The organism is Streptomyces sp. Inha503, from assembly GCF_047215865.1.
GTDB classification, from domain to species: Bacteria; Actinomycetota; Actinomycetes; order Streptomycetales; family Streptomycetaceae; genus Streptomyces; species Streptomyces lycopersici.
Genome location: NZ_CP178360.1, coordinates 1,342,728 through 1,365,993 on the forward strand (window position 1 = coordinate 1,342,728; position 23,266 = coordinate 1,365,993).

20 protein-coding genes are annotated in these 23,266 nt (G+C 72.4%); 5 read left to right on the top strand and 15 right to left on the bottom strand.

Going from position 1 to position 23,266, the window contains the following annotated elements; genetic code table 11:
- Positions 1-52: 52 nt before the first annotated feature.
- From ACJX2R_RS05605 to speB, 7 genes are all read right to left on the bottom strand, one after another.
- Complete coding sequence (locus tag ACJX2R_RS05605) at positions 53-817, bottom strand: SGNH/GDSL hydrolase family protein (RefSeq protein ID WP_413099063.1); 765 nt, start codon at positions 815-817, stop codon at positions 53-55.
- Positions 818-972: 155 nt separating this feature from the next.
- On the bottom strand, positions 973-1,485 hold the full coding sequence (locus tag ACJX2R_RS05610; protein WP_413099064.1) for an N-acetyltransferase family protein: 513 nt from the start codon (positions 1,483-1,485) through the stop codon (positions 973-975).
- A gap of 93 nt (positions 1,486-1,578) precedes the next feature.
- Complete coding sequence (locus tag ACJX2R_RS05615) at positions 1,579-3,027, bottom strand: gamma-aminobutyraldehyde dehydrogenase (protein ID WP_413099065.1); 1,449 nt, start codon at positions 3,025-3,027, stop codon at positions 1,579-1,581.
- The gene (locus tag ACJX2R_RS05620) at positions 3,024-3,527 is read right to left on the bottom strand and encodes a YybH family protein (RefSeq protein WP_413099066.1); all 504 of its coding nucleotides are present in this window, start codon (positions 3,525-3,527) and stop codon (positions 3,024-3,026) included. Before ACJX2R_RS05620 ends, ACJX2R_RS05615 begins: the two co-directional genes overlap by 4 nt.
- 42 nt (positions 3,528-3,569) lie before the next feature.
- Positions 3,570-4,214: a cyclase family protein gene (locus ACJX2R_RS05625; protein WP_413099067.1), complete on the bottom strand. Its 645-nt coding sequence runs from the start codon at positions 4,212-4,214 to the stop codon at positions 3,570-3,572.
- Positions 4,215-4,221: 7 nt separating this feature from the next.
- Positions 4,222-5,763 carry a purine-cytosine permease family protein gene (locus ACJX2R_RS05630; RefSeq protein WP_413099068.1) on the bottom strand — a complete coding sequence of 514 codons (1,542 nt, stop codon included), beginning with the start codon at positions 5,761-5,763 and terminating at the stop codon, positions 4,222-4,224.
- Entirely contained in the window at positions 5,756-6,718 is a 963-nt protein-coding gene (gene speB / locus ACJX2R_RS05635) for an agmatinase (RefSeq protein ID WP_262701036.1), read from the bottom strand. Before speB ends, ACJX2R_RS05630 begins: the two co-directional genes overlap by 8 nt.
- A gap of 110 nt (positions 6,719-6,828) precedes the next feature.
- On the opposite strand from speB, the gene ACJX2R_RS05640 reads away from it, so the two are divergent.
- Positions 6,829-8,289: a PucR family transcriptional regulator gene (locus tag ACJX2R_RS05640; protein ID WP_413099069.1), complete on the top strand. Its 1,461-nt coding sequence runs from the start codon at positions 6,829-6,831 to the stop codon at positions 8,287-8,289.
- Positions 8,290-8,353: 64 nt separating this feature from the next.
- On the opposite strand, the gene ACJX2R_RS05645 is transcribed toward ACJX2R_RS05640, so the two are convergent.
- The 5 genes from ACJX2R_RS05645 to ACJX2R_RS05665 form a co-directional block, all read right to left on the bottom strand.
- A complete protein-coding gene (locus tag ACJX2R_RS05645; protein WP_413099070.1) occupies positions 8,354-9,184 on the bottom strand; it encodes a methyltransferase domain-containing protein in 831 nt (276 codons plus the stop codon).
- Positions 9,181-10,785 (bottom strand): PucR family transcriptional regulator, encoded by a 1,605-nt coding sequence (locus ACJX2R_RS05650; RefSeq protein WP_413099071.1) that lies wholly within the window; start codon positions 10,783-10,785, stop codon positions 9,181-9,183. Before ACJX2R_RS05650 ends, ACJX2R_RS05645 begins: the two co-directional genes overlap by 4 nt.
- A 96-nt stretch (positions 10,786-10,881) precedes the next feature.
- The gene (locus ACJX2R_RS05655; protein WP_413099072.1) at positions 10,882-12,276 is read right to left on the bottom strand and encodes an NAD(P)/FAD-dependent oxidoreductase; all 1,395 of its coding nucleotides are present in this window, start codon (positions 12,274-12,276) and stop codon (positions 10,882-10,884) included.
- Positions 12,277-12,331: 55 nt separating this feature from the next.
- Entirely contained in the window at positions 12,332-12,997 is a 666-nt protein-coding gene (locus ACJX2R_RS05660; protein WP_262701041.1) for an HAD-IA family hydrolase, read from the bottom strand.
- Positions 12,998-13,035: 38 nt separating this feature from the next.
- On the bottom strand, positions 13,036-14,415 hold the full coding sequence (locus tag ACJX2R_RS05665) for an MFS transporter (protein ID WP_413099073.1): 1,380 nt from the start codon (positions 14,413-14,415) through the stop codon (positions 13,036-13,038).
- Positions 14,416-14,509: 94 nt separating this feature from the next.
- On the opposite strand from ACJX2R_RS05665, the gene ACJX2R_RS05670 reads away from it, so the two are divergent.
- Positions 14,510-14,767 carry a hypothetical protein gene (locus ACJX2R_RS05670; protein WP_413099074.1) on the top strand — a complete coding sequence of 86 codons (258 nt, stop codon included), beginning with the start codon at positions 14,510-14,512 and terminating at the stop codon, positions 14,765-14,767.
- On the top strand, positions 14,760-15,731 hold the full coding sequence (locus ACJX2R_RS05675; RefSeq protein ID WP_413099075.1) for a D-2-hydroxyacid dehydrogenase: 972 nt from the start codon (positions 14,760-14,762) through the stop codon (positions 15,729-15,731). Before ACJX2R_RS05670 ends, ACJX2R_RS05675 begins: the two co-directional genes overlap by 8 nt.
- A 37-nt stretch (positions 15,732-15,768) precedes the next feature.
- Here ACJX2R_RS05675 and ACJX2R_RS05680 read toward each other — a convergent pair whose 3' ends face one another.
- Entirely contained in the window at positions 15,769-17,373 is a 1,605-nt protein-coding gene (locus ACJX2R_RS05680; RefSeq protein WP_413105776.1) for a CocE/NonD family hydrolase, read from the bottom strand.
- Between the two features lie 234 nt (positions 17,374-17,607).
- Here ACJX2R_RS05680 and ACJX2R_RS05685 point away from each other — a divergent pair, with 234 nt between their 5' ends.
- Positions 17,608-18,330, top strand: a complete 723-nt coding sequence (locus ACJX2R_RS05685; RefSeq protein WP_413099076.1) for a TetR/AcrR family transcriptional regulator — start codon at positions 17,608-17,610, stop codon at positions 18,328-18,330.
- 35 nt (positions 18,331-18,365) lie between these two features.
- On the opposite strand, the gene ACJX2R_RS05690 is transcribed toward ACJX2R_RS05685, so the two are convergent.
- Complete coding sequence (locus ACJX2R_RS05690; protein WP_086880265.1) at positions 18,366-18,824, bottom strand: RrF2 family transcriptional regulator; 459 nt, start codon at positions 18,822-18,824, stop codon at positions 18,366-18,368.
- Between the two features lie 33 nt (positions 18,825-18,857).
- On the bottom strand, positions 18,858-20,054 hold the full coding sequence (locus ACJX2R_RS05695; protein ID WP_413099077.1) for an acyl-CoA dehydrogenase family protein: 1,197 nt from the start codon (positions 20,052-20,054) through the stop codon (positions 18,858-18,860).
- A 154-nt stretch (positions 20,055-20,208) separates the two neighbouring features.
- Here ACJX2R_RS05695 and ACJX2R_RS05700 point away from each other — a divergent pair, with 154 nt between their 5' ends.
- Positions 20,209-23,220, top strand: a complete 3,012-nt coding sequence (locus ACJX2R_RS05700; RefSeq protein WP_413099078.1) for a SpoIIE family protein phosphatase — start codon at positions 20,209-20,211, stop codon at positions 23,218-23,220.
- Positions 23,221-23,266 lie beyond the last annotated feature (46 nt).

Consider the following 23,266-nt stretch of genomic DNA (forward strand, 5'->3'; position numbering starts at 1 on the left):
GGGGTGTGGTTCATGGACGGTCCTTCCTGGGCTGTGACGGTGAAGGGGCGGCTCATGCCGCCCGTGCGGCCGACCCGTTGCCATCCGCCCCGGACCCGGTGGTGGTGAACGAGGGGTTGCCGATGCTGCCCGGCACCGACCGCAGCGCCCGCCACCAGACGTCGGCCATCTTGTCGTAGCCACCGGCGTTGGGATGCACTCCGTCGGCCAGGTCCGCGGGCGTCAATGCGCTGTACATGTCAACCAGATGGACGCGCTTGCCCGCGTTGACCTTGCTCTGCACGATGCCGGGGATGGCCGCGTTGTACGCCCGTACGGTCGAGTCCATGAAGCCCAGCGGGGTGATGGTGGCGACGAAGAGCTCCGCGTTCGGCGCCTGGGCGGTGATGTGGTCGATCAGGGTGGAGAGCCTGGCCGGCGCCCCGGCGGGGTCGCTGCCATAGATGTCGTTGGTCCCGATGTGCAGCAGGACCGTGTGCGGGTTCTGGGTGCGCAGCCAGTTCACGACGTTGTTGTCGATCTGCTGGATCGTCCAGCCGGAGTGGCCCTCGTGGTCGTGATCCCCCAGGCCGGACGGGCCGTTGAAGAGCGAGCCGACGAAGTCGACCTTGTAGCGGCCCGCCGTGAGCTTCTGCCACAGGCCGACGCGGTAGCCGCCCGGGACGTTGAACCCGTCGGTGATCGAGTCGCCCAGCGGCATGACCTTCACCCCGCCGTTGGACTCGGCGTGGGCCGTGCCGGCGCCGAGCGGGACGAGAACGGCGAGGAACGCGAGTAAGGGGATCAGGGCGGCGAGCGGGTGTCTGGTGCGTGCCATGCGCTTTCCTTTCGGCGGTCCATGAGGTTCGGTCCGTGGGCGCCCGCGGAACGGGTACGGACGCCCTGGTCGTGGAACACGTCACGGGAGCCATGGGAGCGCTCCCATACTGGTGTAGAGCAGCACCCCATCACCGTCAAGCCCTCTCGTCCCCCTCAGGGGCGAACGGCGATCCGTCGGCGGAAGCACACCCGGTGCTGCCCGGGTCCGTCGTAATCGCCGTGCACGGGAAGGCCGTTGACCTCACGGTCGCCCTCCTCGAGCATGAAGCCCATGGCCCGGTGGAAGGCCACGGAGCCGGTGTTCAGTGGCGAGGTGATGGCGTGCACCTCACGGCGGCCCGCCTCGGCGGCGCGCCGGAAGAACTCCATGTAGAGCCTGCGGCCCACGCCCTGCCCGCGCAGCTCGGGCGCCACCCCGACGAAGTGGATATACGCGTCGTGGTCGTTGTCGGCGGCGTGGAAGCCCACCAGGAACGCCTTGATGCCGTCGCCGTCCTCCAGTACCAGGCTGGTGCCGGCGAAGAACTGAAGAAACAGCCTGGGCAGCAGCATGGAAAGCTCACGCGCCTGGTCGGGGGTGCGTGAATCGCCCCACCACTCCCGCACACACTCGACGATCGTCCCGTGGTCGGAGACTTGGGCCCGGCGCAGTGTCATCTCGCTCATGGCGCACCAGGCTACGCACGTACGGCACCGGGTGTGTCGGCACCGCGCCGGTCGGCGGCGCGGTGGTGACAGGCCGGAAGTGGCGGCGGTCGTTCAGAGGGCCGTCATGACGTGCTTGACGCGGGTGTAGTCCTCGAAACCGTACGCGGAAAGGTCCTTGCCGTAGCCGGACTTCTTGTAGCCGCCGTGCGGCATCTCGGCGGCGAGGATCATATGGGTGTTGATCCAGACACAGCCGAAGTCCAGGGCCTTGGACATCCGCATCGCGCGGGCGTGGTCCCTGGTCCACACCGATGAGGCCAGGGCGTACTCCACACCGTTGGCGTACGCGACGGCCTCGGCCTCGTCGCGGAAGGACTGCACGGTGATGACCGGGCCGAAGACCTCGTTCTGGATGATCTCGTCGTCCTGCTCGAGCCCGGAGACCACGGTGGGCGCGTAGAAGAAGCCCTTCTCACCGACCCGGTGGCCACCCGTCTCAACGGTGGCATGCGCGGGCAGCCGGTCGATGAAGCCGGTGACCTGGGCCAGTTGGTCGGCGTTGTTCAACGGGCCGTACAGCACGTCCTCGTCGTCGATGCCACCGCCCGTCCTGACCGCGGCGGCGGCCTTGGCGAGCGCGCTCACGAACGCGTCGTGGACCGACTCGTGGACGAGGACACGCGTGGCCGCGGTGCAGTCCTGGCCGGCGTTGAAGAATCCGGCGAGGGAGATGCCCTCGACGGCCACCGCGATATCGGCGTCCTCGAAGACCACCGCCGGGGCCTTGCCGCCCAGTTCGAGGTGGACCCGCTTGATGTCCTTCGCCGCCGACGCGGCGACCTGCGTGCCCGCGCGCACCGAGCCGGTGATGGCCGCCATCGCCGGGGTGGGGTGCTCGACCATCAGCCGGCCGGTCTCGCGGTCGCCGCACAGCACGTTGAAGATCCCGGCCGGAAGGCCCAGCTCCGCGAGGATGTCGCCGATGATGCCGGCGAGCAGCACGGTGGAGGCGGGGGTGGTGTCCGACGGCTTGAGGACGACGGTGTTGCCCGCGGCGAGGGCCGGCGCGAACTTCCACACGCCCATCATCAGCGGGTAGTTCCAGGGCGCGACCTGCGCGCACACCCCGACCGGCTCACGCCGGACGATCGAGGTCAGACCCTCCATGTACTCGCCGGCCGACCGGCCCTCCAGCAGACGCGCGGCTCCGGCGAAGAACCGGATCTGGTCGACGATCGGGGCGATCTCCTCGGTGAGGGTGAGGGCGCGCGGCTTTCCGGTGTTGCGGCACTCCGCGTCCGCGATCTCCTCCGCCCGCGCCTCGACCGCGTCCGCGATCTTCAGCAGCAGCTTCTGCCGGGTGGCCGGGGTGGCGTCGCGCCAGGTGGGGAAGGCCGCCGCGGCGGCGGCCATCGCGGCGTCGACATCGGCGGCGCCGGACCGGGGCGAGGTGGCGTACACCTCACCCGTGACGGGGTCGGTGACCTCCAGGCGGCGGCCGTCGGCCGCGTCGGTGTACTCGCCGTCGATGTGGTTGCGCAGTACGAGAAGCTCGCTCATCGTTCCGTTTCCGTGCTCGTGGCCGTCGCCGTCGTCATGGCCGTGTCCGTGGCCGTCGTCGTGGCCGTGGCCGTGGTCGTCGTTGTGGCCGTGTCCGTGGCCGTGGCCGTCGTCGTGCCGGGCGCTGCCGAGAGGTGTTCGTGCACGGCCAGCCAGTGGCCGCGGGTCTGACGGCGGAAGACGATGGTCTCGCGCTCGTGGGTGGTCTCCGCCCCGGCCGTGGTGCTCACCGTGGTCTCCACGAGGTGGGTGAACACCGCGCTGTCGCCGAGGAGTTGGACCAGCCGGTCGGTGGAGGTGCAGGAGACGACGCGGAAGTCGTCCTCCGCGACCCAGCGGTCCCACAGGGCCCGGTAGTCCGCGGTGGAGCCGAGGCGTTCGGAGGCGGTGTGGAAGACGAATGTGGCGTCGGGCGCGAACGCCGCGAAGTAGTCGTCGAGGCGGCCTTCGCCGAACGCCGCCACCAGGGCGTCGGCGGCCCGCAGAACCTCGTCGTGCATGGGGGTGGTGCTCCTTGCGTGGGTTCCTTGCGTGGGGGTGGTTCAGCCGACGCGGGCCACGGCCCGCACCGGGGCGCCGTCGGCGGCGGGGAGCCGCAGCGGCAGCAGGGAGACCTCGATGGGCTCTCCCGCCGTCTGGGCGTCGAGCAGGGGGTCGAGACCGGTGAGGTTCTCGGCGATGACGGCGTGGGCGCCGCACAGGATCCGGTGGGCGGGGAGGTCGTCGGCGGGGGTGGCGTCGACGCTCAGCGCGTCGATGCCGACGGTGCGGATCCCTGCGTCCACCAGGAGTCCGGCGGCCTCCGGGGTCAGATACGGATGGGCGAGGTAGTCGTCGTGCCCCCAGTGCCGCGACCAGCCGGTGGCCACCAGCACGATGGCCCCGGCCCGCAACCGGCCCTCGAACAGGGACGGCCCGAGCGGTGTCCGCGGCTCCGCGCCACGGGCGTCCACCACCACCGCCGGGCCCCAGAAGCGCTCCAGGGGCAGCCGGTCGAGGGTGGGCAGCGCGTCGTCGATGTGGAACGGGGCGTCGACATGGGTGCCGGACTGCGACCCCATGTCCAGGTGCAGCACGTTCACCCCGTTGGCGGCGACGCTCAGCGCGGGGGCGATGGCCACCCGCGGATCGCCGGGGTAGACCGGCATGCCCGTGACCACGGGCACGGAGAGGTCGATGAGGCGCACCGCGTCCTCACGCCCCTTCCGCCACGGCGGGCACGGGCGCGCCGGCCTCCGTGGTGATCGGCGGTACGGGCGCGTCCGAGGCCCGGACCAGTCGCGGCCCCTCGGGCCCGTACACCTCGCGCGGCTCGGGGAAGAGCCACAGCAGCGCCAGATAGAGGAGCGAGGCGGTGGCGAGTCCCACCAGCAGCGAGATGTCCGCGCCGCCGGCCAGATCGCCGAGCGGCCCGACGAACTGGCCGGGGACGTTGACGAAGAGGAGGGCGAGCACCGCCGCGGTCAGCCAGGCGCCCATGCCACGCCAGTTCCAGCCGTGGTGGAACCAGTAGCGGCCGCCACGCTGGCGCCGGTTGAACACCTGGAGCGAATCGGGGTCGTACCAGCCGCGCCGGGTCACATAGCCGAGCACCATGATGATCATCCAGGGGGCGGTACAGGTGATGATCAGCGTGGCGAAGGTCGAGATGGACTGGGACAGATTGGCGGCGAACCGGCCCAGGAAGATGAACCCGATCGAGAGCACCCCGACGAACAGCGTGGCCTGCACCCGGCTGAACCGGGTGAACACGCTGGAGAAGTCCAGGCCGGTGCCGTAGAGCGAGGTGGTGCCGGTGGACAAGCCGCCGATGAGCGCGAGCAGGCACACCGGCAGGAAGTACCAGCCGGGCGAGATGGCCAGCAGTCCGCCGACGTAGTTCGGCGCCCCCGCGTCCATGTACGGCGCGGCCTTCTTGGCGATGATCGAGGCGGTGGCCAGGCCGAAGAAGAACGGCAGGATGGTGGCGATCTGCGAGGCGAACGCCGCCGTGACGACCTTGCGGCGCGAGGTGTCGGCGGGGATGTAGCGCGCCCAGTCGCCGAGGAAGGCGCCGAAGGACACCGGGTTGGACAGCACGATCAGCGCCGAGCCGATGAACGCGGGCCAGAACCCGGCCGTGGACACCGAGGGGAACACCCCCTGGTAGCCGGGGTCGAAGTCCCCCACGAAGGCGAAGAAGCCGAGGACGAACAGCGTCGAGGCCGCCACCACCGCGATCTTGTTGACGAAGAGCATGAACCGGAAGCCGTACACGCACACCGTCAGCACCAGCGCCCCGAAGACGCCGTAGGCGAGGGCGAACATCCCGTCGTTCTGCTCCACACCCATCAGCCGGTGGGCGCCGCCGACCAGCGCGTCACCGCTGGACCACACCGAGATGGAGAAGAACGCGATGGCGGTGAGCAGCGACAGGAACGAGCCGACGATCCGCCCGTGCACTCCCAGGTGTGCCGAGGAGGAGACCGCGTTGTTGGTGCCGTTGCACGGGCCGAACACCGCGAGCGGGGCGAGGATCAGGGAGCCGCCCACCACGCCGAGCAACGTTGCCGCCAGGCCCTGCCAGAAGGAGAGCCCGAAGAGGATCGGAAAGGCGCCGAGCACACAGGTGGCGAAGGTGTTGGCGCCGCCGAACGCGACGCGGAACAGGTCGAAGGGGGTCGCGCTGCGGTCCGCGTCGGGGATGCGCTCGACCCCGTAAGCCTCGACCTCGGTCAGTGCCGGGGATTCACTCATCCGTCTGCTCCCGCTTCCCTTGGAGTGCCAGCAGGCTGATCAGGTCGTAGGCGACGTGGGAGGCCGCTACCGAGGTGATCTCGGCGTGGTCGTAGGCGGGCGCCACCTCCACCACATCCGCGCCGACCAGGCGGCATCCGGCCAGGCCGCGCAGAATCTCCAGGAGCTCGCGGGAGGTCAGGCCGCCCGCCTCGGGGGTGCCGGTGCCGGGGGCGTGGGCCGGGTCGAGGCAGTCGATGTCGATGGAGATGTAGAGCGGCCGGTCGCCGATGCGCTGGCGCAGTTGGTCGGCCACCTCGTCGGCGCCGCGCCGATAGACATCGGCGGAGGTGACGATGCCGAAGCCCAGCTTCTCGTCCTCGGTGAGGTCCTGCTTGCCGTAGAGCGGGCCGCGGGTGCCGACGTGCGAGAGGGCGGAGGTGTCGACGATGCCCTCCTCCACGGCCCGGCGGAACGGGGTGCCGTGGGTGTGCTCGGCGCCGAAGTAGGTGTCCCAGGTGTCCAGGTGGGCGTCGAAGTGGAGCACCGCGACCGGGCCGTGCCTCGTCGCGGCGGCGCGCAGCAGCGGAAGCGCGATGGTGTGGTCGCCGCCGATGGTGACCAGCCGGGTTCCCTCGGTCTGGAGGCTGCCCGCGGCGTCCTGGATGGTCTCGATGGCCTCCCCGATGTCGAAGGGGTTGACGGCGATGTCACCGGCGTCGGCCACCTGCTGGGTGGCGAACGGGGACACGTCCAGGCCCGGGTGGTAGGGGCGCAGCAGCCGGCTGGCCTCGCGGACCGCGGCGGGCCCGAAGCGGGCGCCGGGGCGGTAGGAGACACCGCCGTCGAACGGGACGCCCACCACCGCCACGTCGGCCCCCGCGACCTCGTCGAGGCGGGGCAGCCTGGCGAAGGTGGCCGGGCCGGCGAAGCGCGGGACCCGGGAGGAGTCGACGGGCCCTCGGGGTTCGGTCATGGTGTTGCGGTCCCTTCTTGACGTGCGCCGGTGGGGTCCGGTCGAGCGAGTCTGCACAGCGGGGGAACCGCGGGACAATCGTTGCTGACACAAAGAGTTAGGCTCAATTTGTGGTGAACAACAAAGAGCAGGGTGTGACGGTCGACGATCTGCTGTCGTATCCGGCCCTTCAGCTGCGTTTGATCGCGGGTGGCGCGGGGCTGCACCGCTCGGTGTCCTGGGCGCATGTGAGCGAGCTGGACGACCCCACGCCCTGGCTGCTCGGCTCCGAGATGATCATGACGACGGGGATAGCGATGCCCCGCTCGGCGGCCGGGCAGCGCGCCTATCTGGAGCGGCTGGACGACGCCGGGGTGGCAGCCCTGGCGGTCTCCGCCCAGCTGCGGATGCCCCCGCTGCGCCGCGCGTTCTTCGACGCCGCCGAGGAGCGGGGGATACCGGTCCTGGAGATTCCGCTGGCCGTGCCGTTCATGGCGGTGGCGCAGGAGGTGGCCGCCGCCGTCCAGGAGGACGCCCGCCACCGGCTGGGCGCCCAGCTCCAGGTGTTCGGCGCGCTGCGCTGGCTGACCTCGGAGAACCTGGACACCGCGACGTTGTTCGGCCGGCTGGAGAAGCTGTCCGGCTACGACATCTATCTGTGCACCACCCAGGGCCGGCCACTGCTGCCCGGTGTGCCCGCGCCCGACGCGTCGGTGATCCCCGGCTCGGCGGACGCCCCGCCGACCATCCCCGGTGGCTTCGCCCTCCCGGTCCCCTCCCCCGGTGGCCCGGCGGGCTTCCTCATCGCCTTCGAACGGGAGGGCGCGCGCCCGGCGGGGCTCGCCGTGGTGCAGCACATCGCCACGGTGGCCGCCCTCCAGCTCGCCATGGTCCGCACCGAGCGGGAGACGCTGCGCCGCGAGGGCGCGGAGATCCTCGCCGAGCTGCTCCAGGGCGCCCTCGAACCCGCGGTGGCGCGCCGCCATCTGCTGCGCCACTCCATCGAGGGCGAGACGGTGCTGGCGGTGGTCAGGGGCGTCACCGAGGATGCCGTACTGCGGGCGCTGGAGGATCAGCCGTGTCTGCTGCTCAAGCGCGGCGAGGACCGCTATCTGCTCGGCTCGCCCGAGCTGGGCGAGGCGGTCGAGTCCCTGCCGGGAGTGGCCGCCGGGATGAGCCGCCCGTTCAGCCCCGGCTCCCCGCTGCGGATCGCCCAGCGCGAGGCGCTGTGGGCGGCGTCCCACGCCGTCGCCTCCGGCCGCGCCCTCGTGCGGTACGGCGACGATGTCACCGGCCGCTGGCTGCCCGACGACCCGGCCGCGCTCACCGATCTGGTCGAGCATGTGCTGGGCGAGGCGCTGCGCTATGACACCGGCCACGGCTCACGGCTGCTGACGTCGGTGCGCACCTGGATGGAGCGCGACCGCCGTACGGACGAGGCGGCCGCGGCGCTCCATGTGCACCCCAATACGCTCGCCTACCGGCTGCGCCGCTTCCATGAGCTGACCGGCCGCGATCTGTCCACCACGGGCGCGTTCGCCGAGGTCTGGCTGGCGATCCGGGCGGCGAGCCAACTCGGTCTGCTCGACTGAGCGTGGATTCCCGGGCTGAGTGTGGCTCTGCGGGGCTGAGTGTGGCTCTCGGGGCGTTCGGCGCTCAGTGCGGGCGGCGGCCCCAGCAGGTGATGAGCGGGGCGGTGGTGACATCCATGCCCTCGCCGCGCAGATGGTCCAGATGGCGCTCGATCTCCTGCTCGGTGGCCAGGCCGCCCGCCACCAGTTGCCCGCGCAGCTGACGCACGGTGGCCGCCTCCAGCTCCCGGCAGGCCGGGGAGGTCAGCGGGAAGCAGCCCTCGGCGCGTACGTCGTGCAGGCCCGCGCCGCGGAGCAAGGCGGGCAGGGTGCGGCCGAAGGCGAGGTCCACACCGCGCCCGGCGAGCAGCGCGCGGAATCCGCGGCGGATCCGGTTGGCCAGCTCCTCGGCAGGGCCGCGCTCATCGGGGCAGGCCAGGGGCTGGAGCGCCGGGTCGGCGTCCTCCACGACCAGCCATCCGCCCGGCCGCACGGCCCCGGCCATCCGCCGCAGCGCCTCGGCCCGGTCGGGCAGATGCACCAGCACCAGCCGGACGTGGACGAGGTCGAAGTCACCGCCCGGCGGTTCGTCGCGGGCCACGTCATGGCGCCGCACCTCGACCGGTCCGGTGGCCGATCCGGTGGCCGGTCCGGTGGCCGGTCCGGACAGCTGCGTCAGCCAGGAGGTGTCGATGTCGGTCACCAGCACCCGCCCGCTGGGCCCGACCCGCTCGGCGAGGGCGGTGGGCACCGAGGGCCCGCCCGCTCCCACCTCCCAGCAGCGCCATCCGGCGGCCAGGCCGAGCTGGTCGAGGTGGTCCAGGGTCCAGGGGTCGAAGAGCTCGGCCAGCGCGTCGAAACGGCGGCCGGCCTCGCGCTGCCGGTTGTCCAGCAGATAGCCGGTCTCGGATGTCATGCGCCCCATCCTGCCGCGCCGGACGCCGTCAGCGTGTCCAGGGCGGTGATGGCGACATGGAGCTGGGTGCGCTGCACACCGGACTCCAGGTCGCGGCCGAGGAGCCGTTCGATGGTGTGCAGCCGCTGGTAGAACGCCTGGCGGGACAGGCCGATCTGTTTGGCGGCGATGGACTTGTTGCCCGCGGCGAGGTAGTGGCGCAGCGTGGTCAGCAGATCGCCCGCGTGGCGCTCGTCGTACTCGATCAGCCTGCCCAGCTGGTGCTCGACATACCTCTGCACACGGACGTCGTCGCGGAGCGCGTACAACAGCTCGGGCAGCCCGACGTCGGAGGGCACGTGGAACGGCCGGTGCGGGGTGGTGGGGCCGATGGCGTCCACGACCTCCTCGGCATCCCGGAACGCCCTCGCCACCTGGTCGATCTCGGTCACCCCCGGGCCGACCGCCACCACCGCCGGCGCGCCCAGTGTCTCCTCGGCGAGCCGGCTGACCCGCTCCACCACCGGCTGCCAGGCGCTGGCCCGGGCCAGGGCGAGCAGCACCCCGGTCCGGTCCGGGGAGAGCCGCCCCACCAGGGCCCGGGTGCCGGAGCCTCGCAGGGCGTCGGCGAGCCGGTCGTCCAGGCCCGTCTCGTCGGCGGTGGCGCCGTGGTGGCCGATGGCGAGGGCGATGAGACGGTGGCCGACGACCGGTATGCCGAGGGCCTCGACGCGGATGCGTGCCTCGGTGCGGCCGCGGTAGCTCCAGCGCAGCAGCTCCAGCAGGGCGCAGGTGTGGGCCTGGCGGTCCCACTGGGTGTGTCCGGTCAGCCGGGCGAGGGTGAGGGCGGTGGCCGCCCGGCCCAGGATCATGGTGTGTTCCGGGTCGGCCGCGGGGGCGGCCGCGTTCGGCACCGCCACCAGCCGCCCCCAGCGTCGGCCGTTGTGTTCGACGGGGGCCACCAGCCAGCCCTCCGGTCCGCTGGCCTGCGTGGTGTCGGGGGTGGGCGTGGCGCGGGAGCGGCGTTGCCACGCCTCCAGGATCTGACCGGCCGTGCCGCCCGCCGTACAGGAGAACACCGCGTGGTGCAGCAGGTTCTCCAGGACCACCGGGCGGCCCATCAGATCGGCGGCGGCGCGCACCAGCTCCTTCGGTTCGGCGTTGCGCAGCGTCAGCCCGGTGAAGATCTCATGCACCTGCTGGGAGCGGCGCAGCAGCTCGCCCTGTGCGTCGAGGATCAGCGCGTGGACGTTCTGGGTCACCTCGATGAAGCGGATGCCACGGGACAGGACGATCAGCGGCAGGTCCCGGGCGCGGCAGGCGGCCACCAGGTCCGGTGGCGCCTGCTGGTAGCGGCGGCCGAGCTCCACCACGAGCCCCGCGGCGCCGATGTCGGCCAGCTGGTCCACATAGCCGCGCAGCCGGCTGGGGTCATTGGGCTGGGGCATGCCCGTGGTCAGTACGAGCTCACCGCCTTCGAGGAACGAGGCGGGGTCGAGCAGCTCGGTGACGTGCACCCAGCGGACCGCACGTGCCAGCTGCTCCTCACCGGCCATCACACGCGGAAGTCCCGCGACGATGACGGGAAGGCGCAGGACGTCGGCAACCGTGAGCAACGGCATCTGGACGGACTCCCTCCGGATACCGCTCATCATCGCAGAGCCGGGCCGCCGCGCCCAGGCCCGTCCGACCGGGCCCGGACGCGGCGCCACCCGGCCTCACGGGCGGCGTGCGATGAGGTCGGCGATGGTGGCGATGGGTGAGGTACGGACACGTCCGCCCGCCTCATGGCGGTCGGCGAGGCGGTAGGCGGTATACAGGCCGCGCACCCCCAGCCAGCGGAACGGCTCGGGCTCCCAGGTGCCCGGGGCGTGGCCGGTCCACGGCAGCCGGGTGAGCCGGGTGTCGCGGGCCAGGACCAGATCGGTGAGGGTGCGGGCGGCCAGGTTGGTGGAGGTGACTCCGTGGCCGACGTAGCCACCGGCCCAGCCGAGCCCGGTGGCCCGGTCCAGGCCGACGGTGGCGGACCAGTCGCGGGGCACGGCCAGCACTCCGCACCAGGCGTGGTCCACCCGGGCCCCGGCCGTCTGCGGCAGCATCCGCTCCAGGGTCCGGGTGAGCTGACCGATCGTGCGCTCGCCGACCCGCCCCTCGTGGTCGGTGCGCGAGCCGAAGCGGTAGGGCACCCCGCGCCCGCCGATCGCGATCCGGTCGTCGGCGGTGCGCTGGGCGTACATATGGCCGTGGGCGGTGTCCCCTAGGGTCTCCCGGCCCTCCCAGCCGATCTCCCGCCAGATCCGGGCGGGCAGCGGTTCGGTGACGATCATGGAGCTGTTCATGGGCAGCCAGGCGCGCCGCAGCCCCTTGAGGGACGCGGTGAACCCCTCGGTGGCCCGGAGCACGACGGGGGCCCGTACGGTGCCGTGCGCGGTGATCGCACGGCCCGGTTCGATGGCGGTGACCGGGGACTTCTCATGGATGGTGACACCGAGCCGTTCGACGGTGTCGGCGAGGCCGCGGACCAGGGTGGCCGGCTGGAGCCGGGCGCAGTGCGGGGTGAAGGCGGCGGCGGTGACCCCGTCGATACGGATGCGCGCCGCGGATTCGGCGGGGGTGAGCAGCACCGAGTCGGCCACCCCCCACTCATGGTCCTGTTCGACCTTGTGGCGCAGCCGGGTGGCCTGGGCGGGGCTGCGGGCGACGCGCAGGGTGCCGCCCTTGACGATGCCCGCGTCGATGCCCTCGCGGGCGGCCACGTCGATCACCTCGTCCACCGCCTCGTTCATGGCCCGCTGCCAGTCCAGGACCGCGGGCCTGCCGTAGGCCCCGGCCATCCGGTCGCGGGCGCCGGGGATCAGCCCGGAGGCCCAGCCGCCGTTGCGGCCCGAGGCGCCGAATCCGGCGAACTCGGCCTCCAGGACGGTGATCCGGAGACCGGGGTCGGCGTGTTTGAGGTAGTACGCGGTCCACAGCCCGGTCAGTCCGGCGCCGACGACGCACACATCCGCGTCTCGGTCGCCGGGCAACGCCGGGCGGGGGGTGGGGAGTTCGGCGAACCAGTGGGCGACGCGGCCGTTGACCGGTGCCGGACGGCCGGCCGTGGTGGCGGTCATGGATTCCCTTCGCGGCGAAGAGCGGTGGGGTGGGTGGCGGTGGGACCGGGCAGGGTCAGACGCCGAGCAGCGGGGGCAGCTCGGACAGGTCCTTGATCTCCTCGTACGGCTGGAAGGCCGACGAGCCGGGGAAGCCGTAGCGGTTCACCCAGATCCGCCGCATGCCCGGGTACCGCTTGGTCGGCATGATGTCGTACTCCCAGCCCTGGGCGGTGTGGATGATGTCCTCGGGGCCACGGCCGGTGGCCGTCATGAGGTACTCGAACGCCCGCGGCAGCGGCTTGTAGGCACCGGCCTGCTCGGCGGTGAGCACATGGTCGAAGTCCACGCCCAGCGCCTCGACGGCGTAAGCGATCAGGTCGTCCTCGCTGTTGGAGAGGATCGCGATGTCGTACTCGCCCTTGAGGCGGCGCAGCGCCTCGGGGACCTCGCGGAACGGGGTGAACTTCTTGATGGCCTCGATCAGCGCCTCGCCGTCCTCGTCCCGGTACTCCAGGCCGTGCAGCGTCATGACGTTGCGCAGGGTGCGGCGGACGACTTCCCGGTAGGGCAGGTACTCGTCCAGGACGCCCTGGAAGCGCATCACATACGCGTCGTGGTGGAACTGATCGGGGTCCACGCCGAGCTCGGCGAGCCGGTCCTTGACGATCTCGTGGGTGGCGGTGCGGGTGTCGAAGTTGATGAGCGTGCGGTAGCAGTCGAAGGAGACCAGCTTGCGCATGGGCGAGTCCTTTCCGGTGAACGATATTTGACGGGGCGTCAGGCGCGGCTGCTGGCTTCGGCCAGGCCGAGGTTCTTGGTCTCGGGGGCGAGGACGACGGACACCACCAGACCGATGAGCGTGATGGCCACCCCGATGGCGAGGGTGCCGCGGACCCCGAGGTCGGCGGTGGCCATCGGGAGCAGGAAGGTGCTGGAGGCGGAGCCCACCCGGCTCATGGCGGTGGCGACGCCGACGCCGGTGGCCCTCAGATCGGTGGGGAACAGCTCGCTGGGGTAGACGAACTGGAGTCCGCTGCCCGCGGCCTCGAAGAACTGGAAGGCGGCGAAGAGGGCCACCACCAGGGCCGCGTAGTGCAGTGGCAGCACGGTGAGCGCGATCAGGGAGACGTTGACGCACAGGAAGCTGCCGATGAGCAGCGGACGCCTGCCGATGCGGTTGACGACGACCAGCCCCAGACCCGTTCCCGCGACCGCGATCGTGGTGATCAGCGCGCTGGCGCCGAAGGTGCCGGTCACCCCGAAGGACTCCAGCATCTGCGGCTGGAAGGACCGCACCGCGAAGGCCGGCGCCACCTGACAGATCCAGAACAACGAGCAGAACAGCGCGGGGATCCCATAGCCACGGCGGAACATCTCGACGAGGTTGCCGAGCCCGGAGCCGCCGCGCCGGTCCTGGCGGACCTCCGCGAGCAGTTCCTCGGCGCTGACCTCCTGGCCGAGGTGGCGGCGTACGACCTCCCTGGCCTCCTCCACCCGGCCCCGGGACGCCAGCCAGCGCGGCGACTCGGGCACGCCCGCCCGCAGCAGCAGGAAGAGCGCGGCGGGGACCGCGCCGGAGGCGAGCATCCAGCGCCAGGCGTCGTCGCCGGTGCCCAGCAGCAGCCAGCCGGCCCAGAAGCTGACCCCGTACCCCACCCACCAGGCCAGGACCAGCCCGGACAGGGCGGGGCCGCGCATCCGGCGGGGCACCAGTTCGGTGGTGAGGGCGGAGGCGATCGGGTAGTCGGCGCCGATCGCGATGCCGATGAACAGCCGCACCACCACCAGCTGCCACGCCTCGGTGACGAAGAACTGAAGCGCGGAGCCGATCACGAACGCGACCAGGTTGAGCACATACATCAGATGGCGGCCCACCCGGTCGGTGATCGGGCCGAACACCACACCGCCGAGGAAGACGCCGACGAGGACGGACGCCGCCACCAGCCCGGTCCACATCGTGTCCAGGTCCAGGGCCGGGGTGATCAGGCTGAGCGCCACCCCCATGATGCCGAGCAGATATCCGTCGCAGAACGGACCGCCCATGGCGACGGCGACCATTCTGCGGTGGAAAGCGGTGACGGGGGCGTTGTCCAGGGTGGCGGCGGAGCCCTCGATGGGCTCTCGGGAGGGATCGCGGGAGGTTCTGGGAAGGGACATGCTTGCATCTCCTGGGGACGAGGAGGGGCGCTGCGGCGCGGGCCGATGCCGGGGCGGTGGCGGGCGGTGGCGGGCATCGTGGATCAAGCATTCGGTGGACACGCACGGCGGGGTGGCTCCGGAGCGACCGGTGGCCGCGTTCCGGCTGGCCATCACCCTGGTTCAGCCGTCGGCCACCGTCAACGTCCACCGTGTTCCGTCCCTCGTCATCGGGTGGACACTCTGTCCGTTGTCCACTGCCGTGGTCTCGGCCACGCTTGAGGCGTCCGCCCGTACCCGTCGCGCCCGTGGGAGCCCCGTCATGACCGATGTCACCGCCGTGGCCGACTCCGTGGGAGCCGGACGTGGCTGACCGGCTGGTCGTCCTCTACCGGGACCATCTGCCGCCCAACCGGGCGCGGATCGAGTCCCTCGCCGAGACGGTGTACGCCACCGAGGAGGAGTTGCCGCTGTTCCTCCCCGGCGCGGACGCCCTGCTCGCGTGGTGGCCGCTGACCTCCGCGGTGGCCGGCGCCTGGCCGGACGACCCGGCGGAGGCACCGCGCTGGGTGCATGTGGCCGCGGCGGGGGTGGAGCCGTTCCTCTTCCCCGCGCTGACCGGCAACCCCGAGGTGGTGCTCACCAACGCGCGGGGCGTCTACGACCGGCCCATCGCCGAGTACGTCCTGGGGCTGGTCCTCTCCCTCGCCAAGGACTTCCCCGGCACCTGGGAGCACCAGCGCCGCCGGGAGTGGCGCCCCTCGGACAGCGAGCGCATCGGCAACCGTACGGTCCTGGTCTGGGGCACCGGCTCCATCGGGCGGGCCGTCGCCCGGCTGCTGCGCGCGGTCGGCATGCGGGTCAGTGGCGCGGGCCGCACACCGCGGACCGCCGACCCGGACTTCGGCGTGGTGCACGGCCCGGCGGGCCTGCGCGAGGCGCTGGGCGAGGCGGACTACGTGGTCCTGGCCGCCCCGCTCACCCCCGCCACCCGCGGCATGGTCGACGCGCCCGTACTGGCGGCGATGAAGCGGGGCGCCCGGCTGGTCAACGTCGGACGTGGCCCGCTGGTCGACGAGCGGGCCCTCGTGGACGCCCTGGCCCAGGGCAGGCTGGCCGGGGCGGCGCTGGATGTCTTCACCCATGAGCCGCTGCCGGTGGAATCGCCCCTGTGGGAGATGCCGGGTGTCATCGTCTCCCCGCATACCGCGGGCGAGGTCACGGACTGGCGCGCCGACCTGGGCGAACTCTTCCTCGACAATCTGCTCCGACACCGCGAGGGCCGCCCCCTGCGCAATGTGGTCGACAAGGCCCTCGGCTATGTGGTGGACGGATGAGACGGCCGCTGACGCCCCCCGCGCGCCAGCGACCGTTTCACCGTTCGGCGCGGACCTGAGGCAGCTCAAGCGCCGAGCCCCCGTGCACGGTGATGCGCACGGGAGTGAGGGTGGTCGCGTCGAGCGTCGGCTCGCCGCTTCCGGTGTTGCGGGCGAAGCGCGGGTGGGCGCCACCGCTGATCTGGAGCCGGATCCGGTGGCCGGGCGCGAAGCGGTGGGCGGTGGAGCTCATCGGCACGGTGACCTCCAGGGGGTGCGCCGACGTGGTGGGCAGCCGCACCAGCCCGTCGCACACATTGACGGAGCGGCCCTTTTCGTCGACGTCGCAGAGCCGGGCGAAGACATCGGCGTAGCCGGTGTCCGTGGAGATCCGCAGCCGTGCGGCCACCGGGCCGAGGACGTCCATGGGCTCGTTCACCGGCTCACTGGTGAACGTCAACACATCGTTGCGCCCCTCGAGGTCGCCGTTGTCACGGCTCCCCGCGGTGGCCGAGAGCAGTGGCCCGCCGATGGACGGGGTGGGGTCGGCCGGATCGTAGCGGAAGGCGGCGAGCGGGACGGAGTCCTCGGACGGCTGCCGGATGAGCCGCCCGTCCCCCGCCGGGAACCACTGGCCGACGGCCGGGGACGGCGGCCACTCGGCGAGGTCCCGCCAGCGCCCCTGGCCGCCGATGTGCACCCGCACCCTGGCCGGGCGCAGCCCCGAGGGGTCGTCGCACAGATGCGCGCGCAGCCAGGCGAGGCTTTCGGCGAAGACCTCCGGCCAGCCCTTCTGGAGCGCGGAGGCGTGGGTCCAGGGGCCGACGAGCAGGGAGGTGTCACAGCCCGCCCCGCGCAACCGGCCGTATTGCTCGAAGGTCTGGTCCACCAGCACGTCATGCCACCCGCTGATCAGACAGGTGGGGACGGACGAGCCGGCCGCGGCGCCACCCGTGGAGGCGCCCTCCCAGAACGGGTCGTCGGCGTCCGGGTGTGACATCACCTCGTCCAGCCAGGGCACTTCACCCCCGAGCCCGCGGACGTGACTGCCGCGCAGCGGCAGCGCCCGGGTCATCTCCGCGAGGTGGCGCCGCAGCCGCAGCGTGGCCCGGAGGAAGGGGCCGAACCCCCGGTGCTGGGAGGTCATACCGGAGCCGACGAGCAGCGCGTTCTCCAGTTGCAGGGCGCCGTCGCGGTGGAACAGGGCGTGCGGGTCGGACAGGCCGACCTGCACCACCATCGCCCGCAGCTCCGGCGGCGGGTCCAGGGCGAGCGCCCACTGCGCATAGCCGAGGTAGCTCGGGCCGAGGGTGCCCAGCGCCCCGTTGAACCAGGGCTGGTCCCGCAGCCAGCCCACGGTGGCCAGGCCGTCGGCCGCCTCGTTGCGCCAGAAGTGGAACTCGCCGCCCGAGCCGCCGGTGCCACGGCAGCTCTGGAGCACGACATGGAAGCCCTGCTCGGCGAAGAGCATGCCGTACATGGGTGACCAGGGCACACCCCTGCCGTAGGGCGAGCGCACCAGCACGGTGGGGAAGTCGCCGTCCGCGCGCGGGAAGTAGTGGTCCGTACGGAGGAGGCTGCCGTCGGCGGCCGGGACCTCGAGGCCCGGCTCCCATCCGGCCTCGTACCGCTTGGCCGGAAGGCCGCGCCAGGTCGCCCTCATCATCCGTGCGGACAGCGGCGGCTTGCCCGGGGGCGCGATCCAGGTGGCCCCGGCCCCACCGTCCGCGGCCCCGGACACTCCATCGCGCGTGTGTGACGTCATCCGCGTTCCCCTCCCCTAATCCCGTACCGCGTACGAGAATAGTAGGTGCTTGGATGGATTCCGCAAGTCGCCATACGGGGGCGAGCCGCCACGCGGGGGCGAGCCGCAGGGCGGGGAAGGAGCGATCAGGTCGTGGTGCGCGGTGACGGGTCGGACGCCGGAGGCGTCGACCCCCAGCAGCTGTGGCTGAACTCCGACCGCCCCCGCAAGGGGCGCAAACCCGCCTTCAGCCGGGGGGCGATCACCACCGCGGCGGTCGCCCTCGCGGACGCGGAGGGAATCGACGCGGTCACCATGCGGCGGGTGGCCTCGGAGGTCGGCGCCGGGGTCATGTCGCTCTACAGCTACGCCCCCGACAAGGAGACGCTGCTTCAGCTGATGGTCGACCACGTGAGCGGCGAGCTGTCACCGCCGGACCCGCTGACCGGCGACTGGCGTGCCGATCTGAAGGCCATCGCCCACGCCCAGCGGGCCCTGATGCTCCGCCACCCCTGGCTCCCCACCGCGCTGTTCGACCGCCGCTGGTCCCTCGGCCCCAACACCCTGGCCTTCCTGGAACACGCGCTCGCCGCCCTGCGGCCCACCGCGCTGGACGGCGGCGCGAAGCTGGAGGTGTTCAGCCTGATCACGGGGTTCGCCGCCAGGCTCGTCGCCGATGAGATCGCCCAGGCCGCGCTCTCCGCCTCACCCGAGCGGGCCGCCGCCGAGGCCCGCTATCTCGCCGCGGTGGCCGCCGACGGACACCATCCGGAGCTCGCCGAGGCCCTCTCCGCCCCGGCACGCCCGCTCACCCCCGACGCCACGTTCGCCCGGCTGCTCGACCGCATGGTCGACGGTCTGGACGCCGGCTCGTAGGGCGACCCGGGCGCAGGCGGCCGGACACCAGGACCCTAGGGGTTGGTCCACGCCTCGGGGTCCTCGGCGAGGCCCAGGACGTCGCCGGGCAGCTTGGCCGCGGCCACCTCCGCGAGGGTCACCTCGCCGAGGATCTTGCGTACGTTGGCCCGTACCGCGATCCACAGCGGCAGCAGCGACTCCGCGGGTCCGCAGTACGACAGCTCGGGCGGGCGCACTCCGCGCACCGACACCAGGGGGCCGTCGACCACCCGGATCACCTCGGCGATGCTGATGGTGTCCGCCGGGCGGGCCAGCCGGTAGCCGCCCTTGCCGCCGCGCTGGCTGGCCACCAGGCCGCCCCGGCGCAGATCGCCCAGGATCCCCTCGAGGAACTTGTGCGGGATGCCCTGCGCACCGGCGATCACCTCGGCCTTGACCGAGGTGTCCTCCCCCGCCACGGCCAGTTCCAACGCCGCCCGCACCGCATAGTCCGCCTTCGCCGAGATCCGCATGCGCTGATTATCCGCCCCTTGAGCACCGGGCCGTCAGAAGGGCAGGGTGAACGGGGGGTGCTCGCCGTTGAGGAAGTAGTCCCCGACCTCGTGGAGCCGGTGGGCGACGGGGTCGTAGAGGGTGTGGGTGCGCGCGTTGCGCCAGAAGCGGTCGAATCCGTAGGCCGAGGAGGCGGAGCGGGCGCCGACGACGTCCAGGGCGCGGGCGGTGGCGTCGTGGGCGGCCCGGGAGGCGGCGGCCTCGGCCGCGGCGGCGAGCACGGTGATCTCGGCGCATTCGTCGTCGGTCAGGTCCTCGCCACGCGCCAGCCCGCCGTCCAGGGCCTCCAGCGCCTGGTCGGCGAGGGCGGCGGCGGAGAAGGTGGCGACGGTGAGCTCCCCGTAGGTGGTCAGCGCGTACGGATCGCGCGGGGAGGTGTGCGGCCAGGGCGCGTGCACCGCCCTGGTGTACTCGCGGGCCTCGGCGAGCACTCCCTGCGCGATCCCGAGACATATCTGCGCCGAGACCAGCCGGCCGGTCGGCGCGGCCAGTCCGCTGAACGGCGAGAGGGTGTCCTCGTCCCAGGAGAGCGGGCCGAGCACCGCGTCCTCCTCGACCGGCACTCCGTCGAACTCCACACTGCCGCCGGCCGCCAGCCGCTGCCCGAAGGTGTCCCCGTCGTCGCTGCCGCACACCACACCGGGGTGGGCGGTGTCGACGAGCACGGCCAGCGGTTCGCCGGTGTCCGCGTGGGTGGCGCGGACGGCCAGCCGGTCGGCGACCAGCACGCCGGTGGCGTACCCCTGGCGTCCGTTCACCAGCCGGCCGTCCCTCCCGGAGGTGAGCGTCAGCCGTGGCTCGCGCGGAGACAGACCGCCGCCCCAGCACCACTGCCCGGCCGCCGACTCGTGCTCCACCCGGGCGGCGAGATCGGCCCCGCCGAAGAAGCGGGCGCTGAAGGACAGCACATAGTGACAGCCGAGCACCTGGCCGATCGCGCCGTCGGCCGCGGCGATCTTCCGTACGACGGCGCACGCCGTCGACCAGCCCGCACCCCCGCCGCCGCGCTCGACGGGGATCAGCAGCGCCAGCAGCCCCGCCTCGCGGAGCCGCGCGATCTCGCCGTACGGCGTCTTGCCGGCCTGGTCGCGGACGACCGCGTCCGTGGCGAGGTCGTCCGCCACCTCACCGGCGATCTGAAGCCACCACGCGCGGTCGAGTGTTTCGGCCGCCGCATCCACCACCGTCACGCCCGCTCCCCTCCATCGGCCGGACCTCATCATTCCCTATTTTTCCAGTAGGGAAAATAGGGAATCCGACGGCGGACGTCCAACGAGTGATGCCCGGCATATGCCAGTGCTACGTTTGTCCGAGAACGCCCTATTCCGTGAGTGAGGTTCTGGGATGGCGGAGTGGCGCGGAACAGACGCGGTGGGGCGCGCCCACTCATGGGGCGATGAACGGCTCTCCCTCCTCTCGGCCGTCGGCACCGCGCTCACCGACCGCGAGGTGATGCGGCACGCCCTGGACCAGGCGGTCTCCGAGCTGGGCGGACTCGCGGGCCTGGTGCACTGGTCCTGCGGTCCGGCCGGGAGCCGTACTCTGCGGCTGGTCCTCGCCAGCGGGCTGCCGCTCGCCGCCCTCGGCGGCTGGGAGGAGATCCGCCAGGACGAGGCCCCGCTCGCCCCCGCGCGCGCCGTGCGGGACGGCCGCTTCGTATGGCTGCCTGCGGCCTCCGGCGAGGCTGCCGGGGCCGGCGAGGTCCCCGGCCCCCGGGAGACCGCCCGCGCCGCCTCCGGGAGCCTTCCGGCGGCGACCACGGTGGCGTCCGTTCCGCTGACCGGTCAGGACGGGCCGGTGGGCGCGCTGTCCGTCCTCACCGGCCCGCGGGAGCCGACCCCCGAGCAGGCCACCTTCCTCGAGGCGGTGGGGCGCTGGGCGGAGCGCCGCCTCTCGCGCTCGGGAATCGGGGTCGGCGACTGCGACGAGTACCCGTGGTGGCAGCAGCGACCGGGCGGCTCGGTGGTCCAGCAGTCCCTGGACGCGGTCAAGGCCGGCTCCTGGGAATGGGGCATCCACACCGGTGAGATGCGCTGGGACCGGGCGGGGCTGACACTTCTCGGCCTCCCCGGCGGCTATCAGCGGCGGATCGAGAGCTGGCTCAACCTCATCCACCCCGAGGACATGCCGCGGGTGATGGCCGCCACCGAGAAGTCGCTGCGCGAGCGGAGCGGCTACGAGGCCGAGTACCGGGTCCGCCGCCCCGACGGCACCACCGGCTGGGTGCAGAGCCGCGCCCATCTCGAACTCGACGCGAACGGCGAGCCGGTCCGCATGCTCGGGAAGGTCTGGGACACCACCGAGAGCCGGATGGCGCGGGAGTCGGTGGGGCAGGCGCTGCGGTACATGAGCGACGCGTTCTTCGCGGTGAACCGGGACTGGCGGATCACCTTCCTCAATGTCGAGGCCGAGCGCCTGGTCGGCCCGGCCGGAGAGGTGCTCGGGCGGCCGCTCTGGGAGGGCCCCGCGGGCACGGTCCCCGAGCTGGAGGACCGCTGCCGGCGCGCCGCCGCCGACGGCAGGCCGACCGGGTTCGACATCCGGTGGCCCACCGACGACCGCTGGTACCACATACGGCTGGTCTCGGTCCCCGATGGGCTGACGGCCTATCTCACCGATGTCACCGAACGGCGCACCCAGGCCGCGCGGCGCGCGGAGGCCGAGCGCGTCGGCGCCGAACAGGCCGCCAGGATAAGCGAGTTGGGCAACGCGCTCGCCGAGGCGGTGACCACCCAGGACGTCATCCAGGTCATGGCCGCCCATGTGCTGCCACCGTTCGGCGCCTCGGGTCTGCTGATGCTGTTCCTGGAGGGCGGCCGGCTGAACGTGGTGGGGTCCGTGGGCTATCCCCGGGCCTTCCTCAGCAGGGTCGACGGGGTCCCGGCGTTCGGGGGCTACCGTCTGCTCAACGAAGTGCTCGGCTCGCGCCGGCCGCGCTTCATCTCCTCGACCGAGGAGTACGAGCAGCTGTTCCCGGATCTCACCGGCAACCCCGCCATCGCCCGGAAGAACGCCTGGGCCGTGCTTCCCCTGATCGCCTCGGGCAACGCCATCGGCACCTGCACCGTCTCCTTCGACCGGCCCCGCCGCCTCTCCGCCGACGAGCGCACCCTGCTGACCGCCCTCAGCGGAATGGTCGCCCAGGCGCTGGCCCGGGCCCGGCTCTACGACACCGAGCACGCCCGCGCCCAGGCGCTCCAGCGCGGTCTGCTGCCCCGGGTCCTGCCCTCCCCGGCCGCCCTCACCCCCGCCGTGCGCTATCTGCCCGCCAGCAGCGGTACGGACATCGGCGGCGACTGGTACGACGTGATCCCGCTGTCCGCGGAGCGGGTGGCCCTCGTCATCGGCGATGTGATGGGCCACGGTCTGGCGGAGGCGGCCACCATGGGGCGGCTGCGCACCGCCGTGCACACGCTCGCCAACCTGGAGCTGCCCCCCGAGGAGGTCCTGGCCCATCTGAACGAGGTCGTCAGCGATCTGGGCGACGACTCCTTCGCCACCTGTCTCTACGCGGTGTACGACCCCATCACGGGGCACTGCTCCCTCGCCCGCGCCGGTCATCCCCCACCGCTGATCGTGCACCCGGACGGCAGCGTGGAGTGCCTGGAGCCGACGCCCGATCCGCCGCTGGGCGCCGGGCAGCCGCCGTTCTCCACCGTGGATCTGCGGTTGCCCGACGGCAGTCTGCTGGTGATGTACACCGACGGCCTCGTGGAGTCCGCGGCGCGCGACATCGACACCGGTATCGCCGAGTGCACCCAGGTGCTGACCAGCGAGTACGGGCGGCTCCTCACATGTCCTCCGCCCCGTCCGCGTACCGGTGGCCACAGGGCGGGCGGCCGACACGGGACGGACCACGACCGGCTCGACCGGCTCTGCGACCTCCTGGTCGGGGCCATGCTGCCCACGAAGCGGCTGACCGCCGACGACACCGCCCTGCTGATCGCCCGGCTCCACGGGCTGGCGTCCGGGAACACCGCCGGGTGGCCGCTGCCGGAGGACCCGGTGGCCGCCGGTCTCGCCCGCGCCCATGTGCGCGAACAACTCGAGGCTTGGGGTCTCGACGAGCTCGTCGTGACCACCGAACTGCTGGCCAGCGAGCTCGTCGCCAATGTCGTCCGGCACGCCAGGGGGCCCACCCGGCTTCGGCTGATCCGCGGCAGATCGCTGATCTGCGAGGTCTCGGACGCCAGCGCCACCACGCCCCGGATTCGCCGGGCCGCCGAGACGGACGAGGGAGGGCGGGGGCTCCAGTTGATCTCCGCGCTCTCGCAGCGCTGGGGGACCCGTTACACCGCCGAGGGCAAGTGCATCTGGACGGAACAGCCCATCGCGTGGCCCGGCACACCACCGTAAGACCCGGCGCCGCGCCCTGAGGCCGTCCTACGGAACGTCCGGCGAA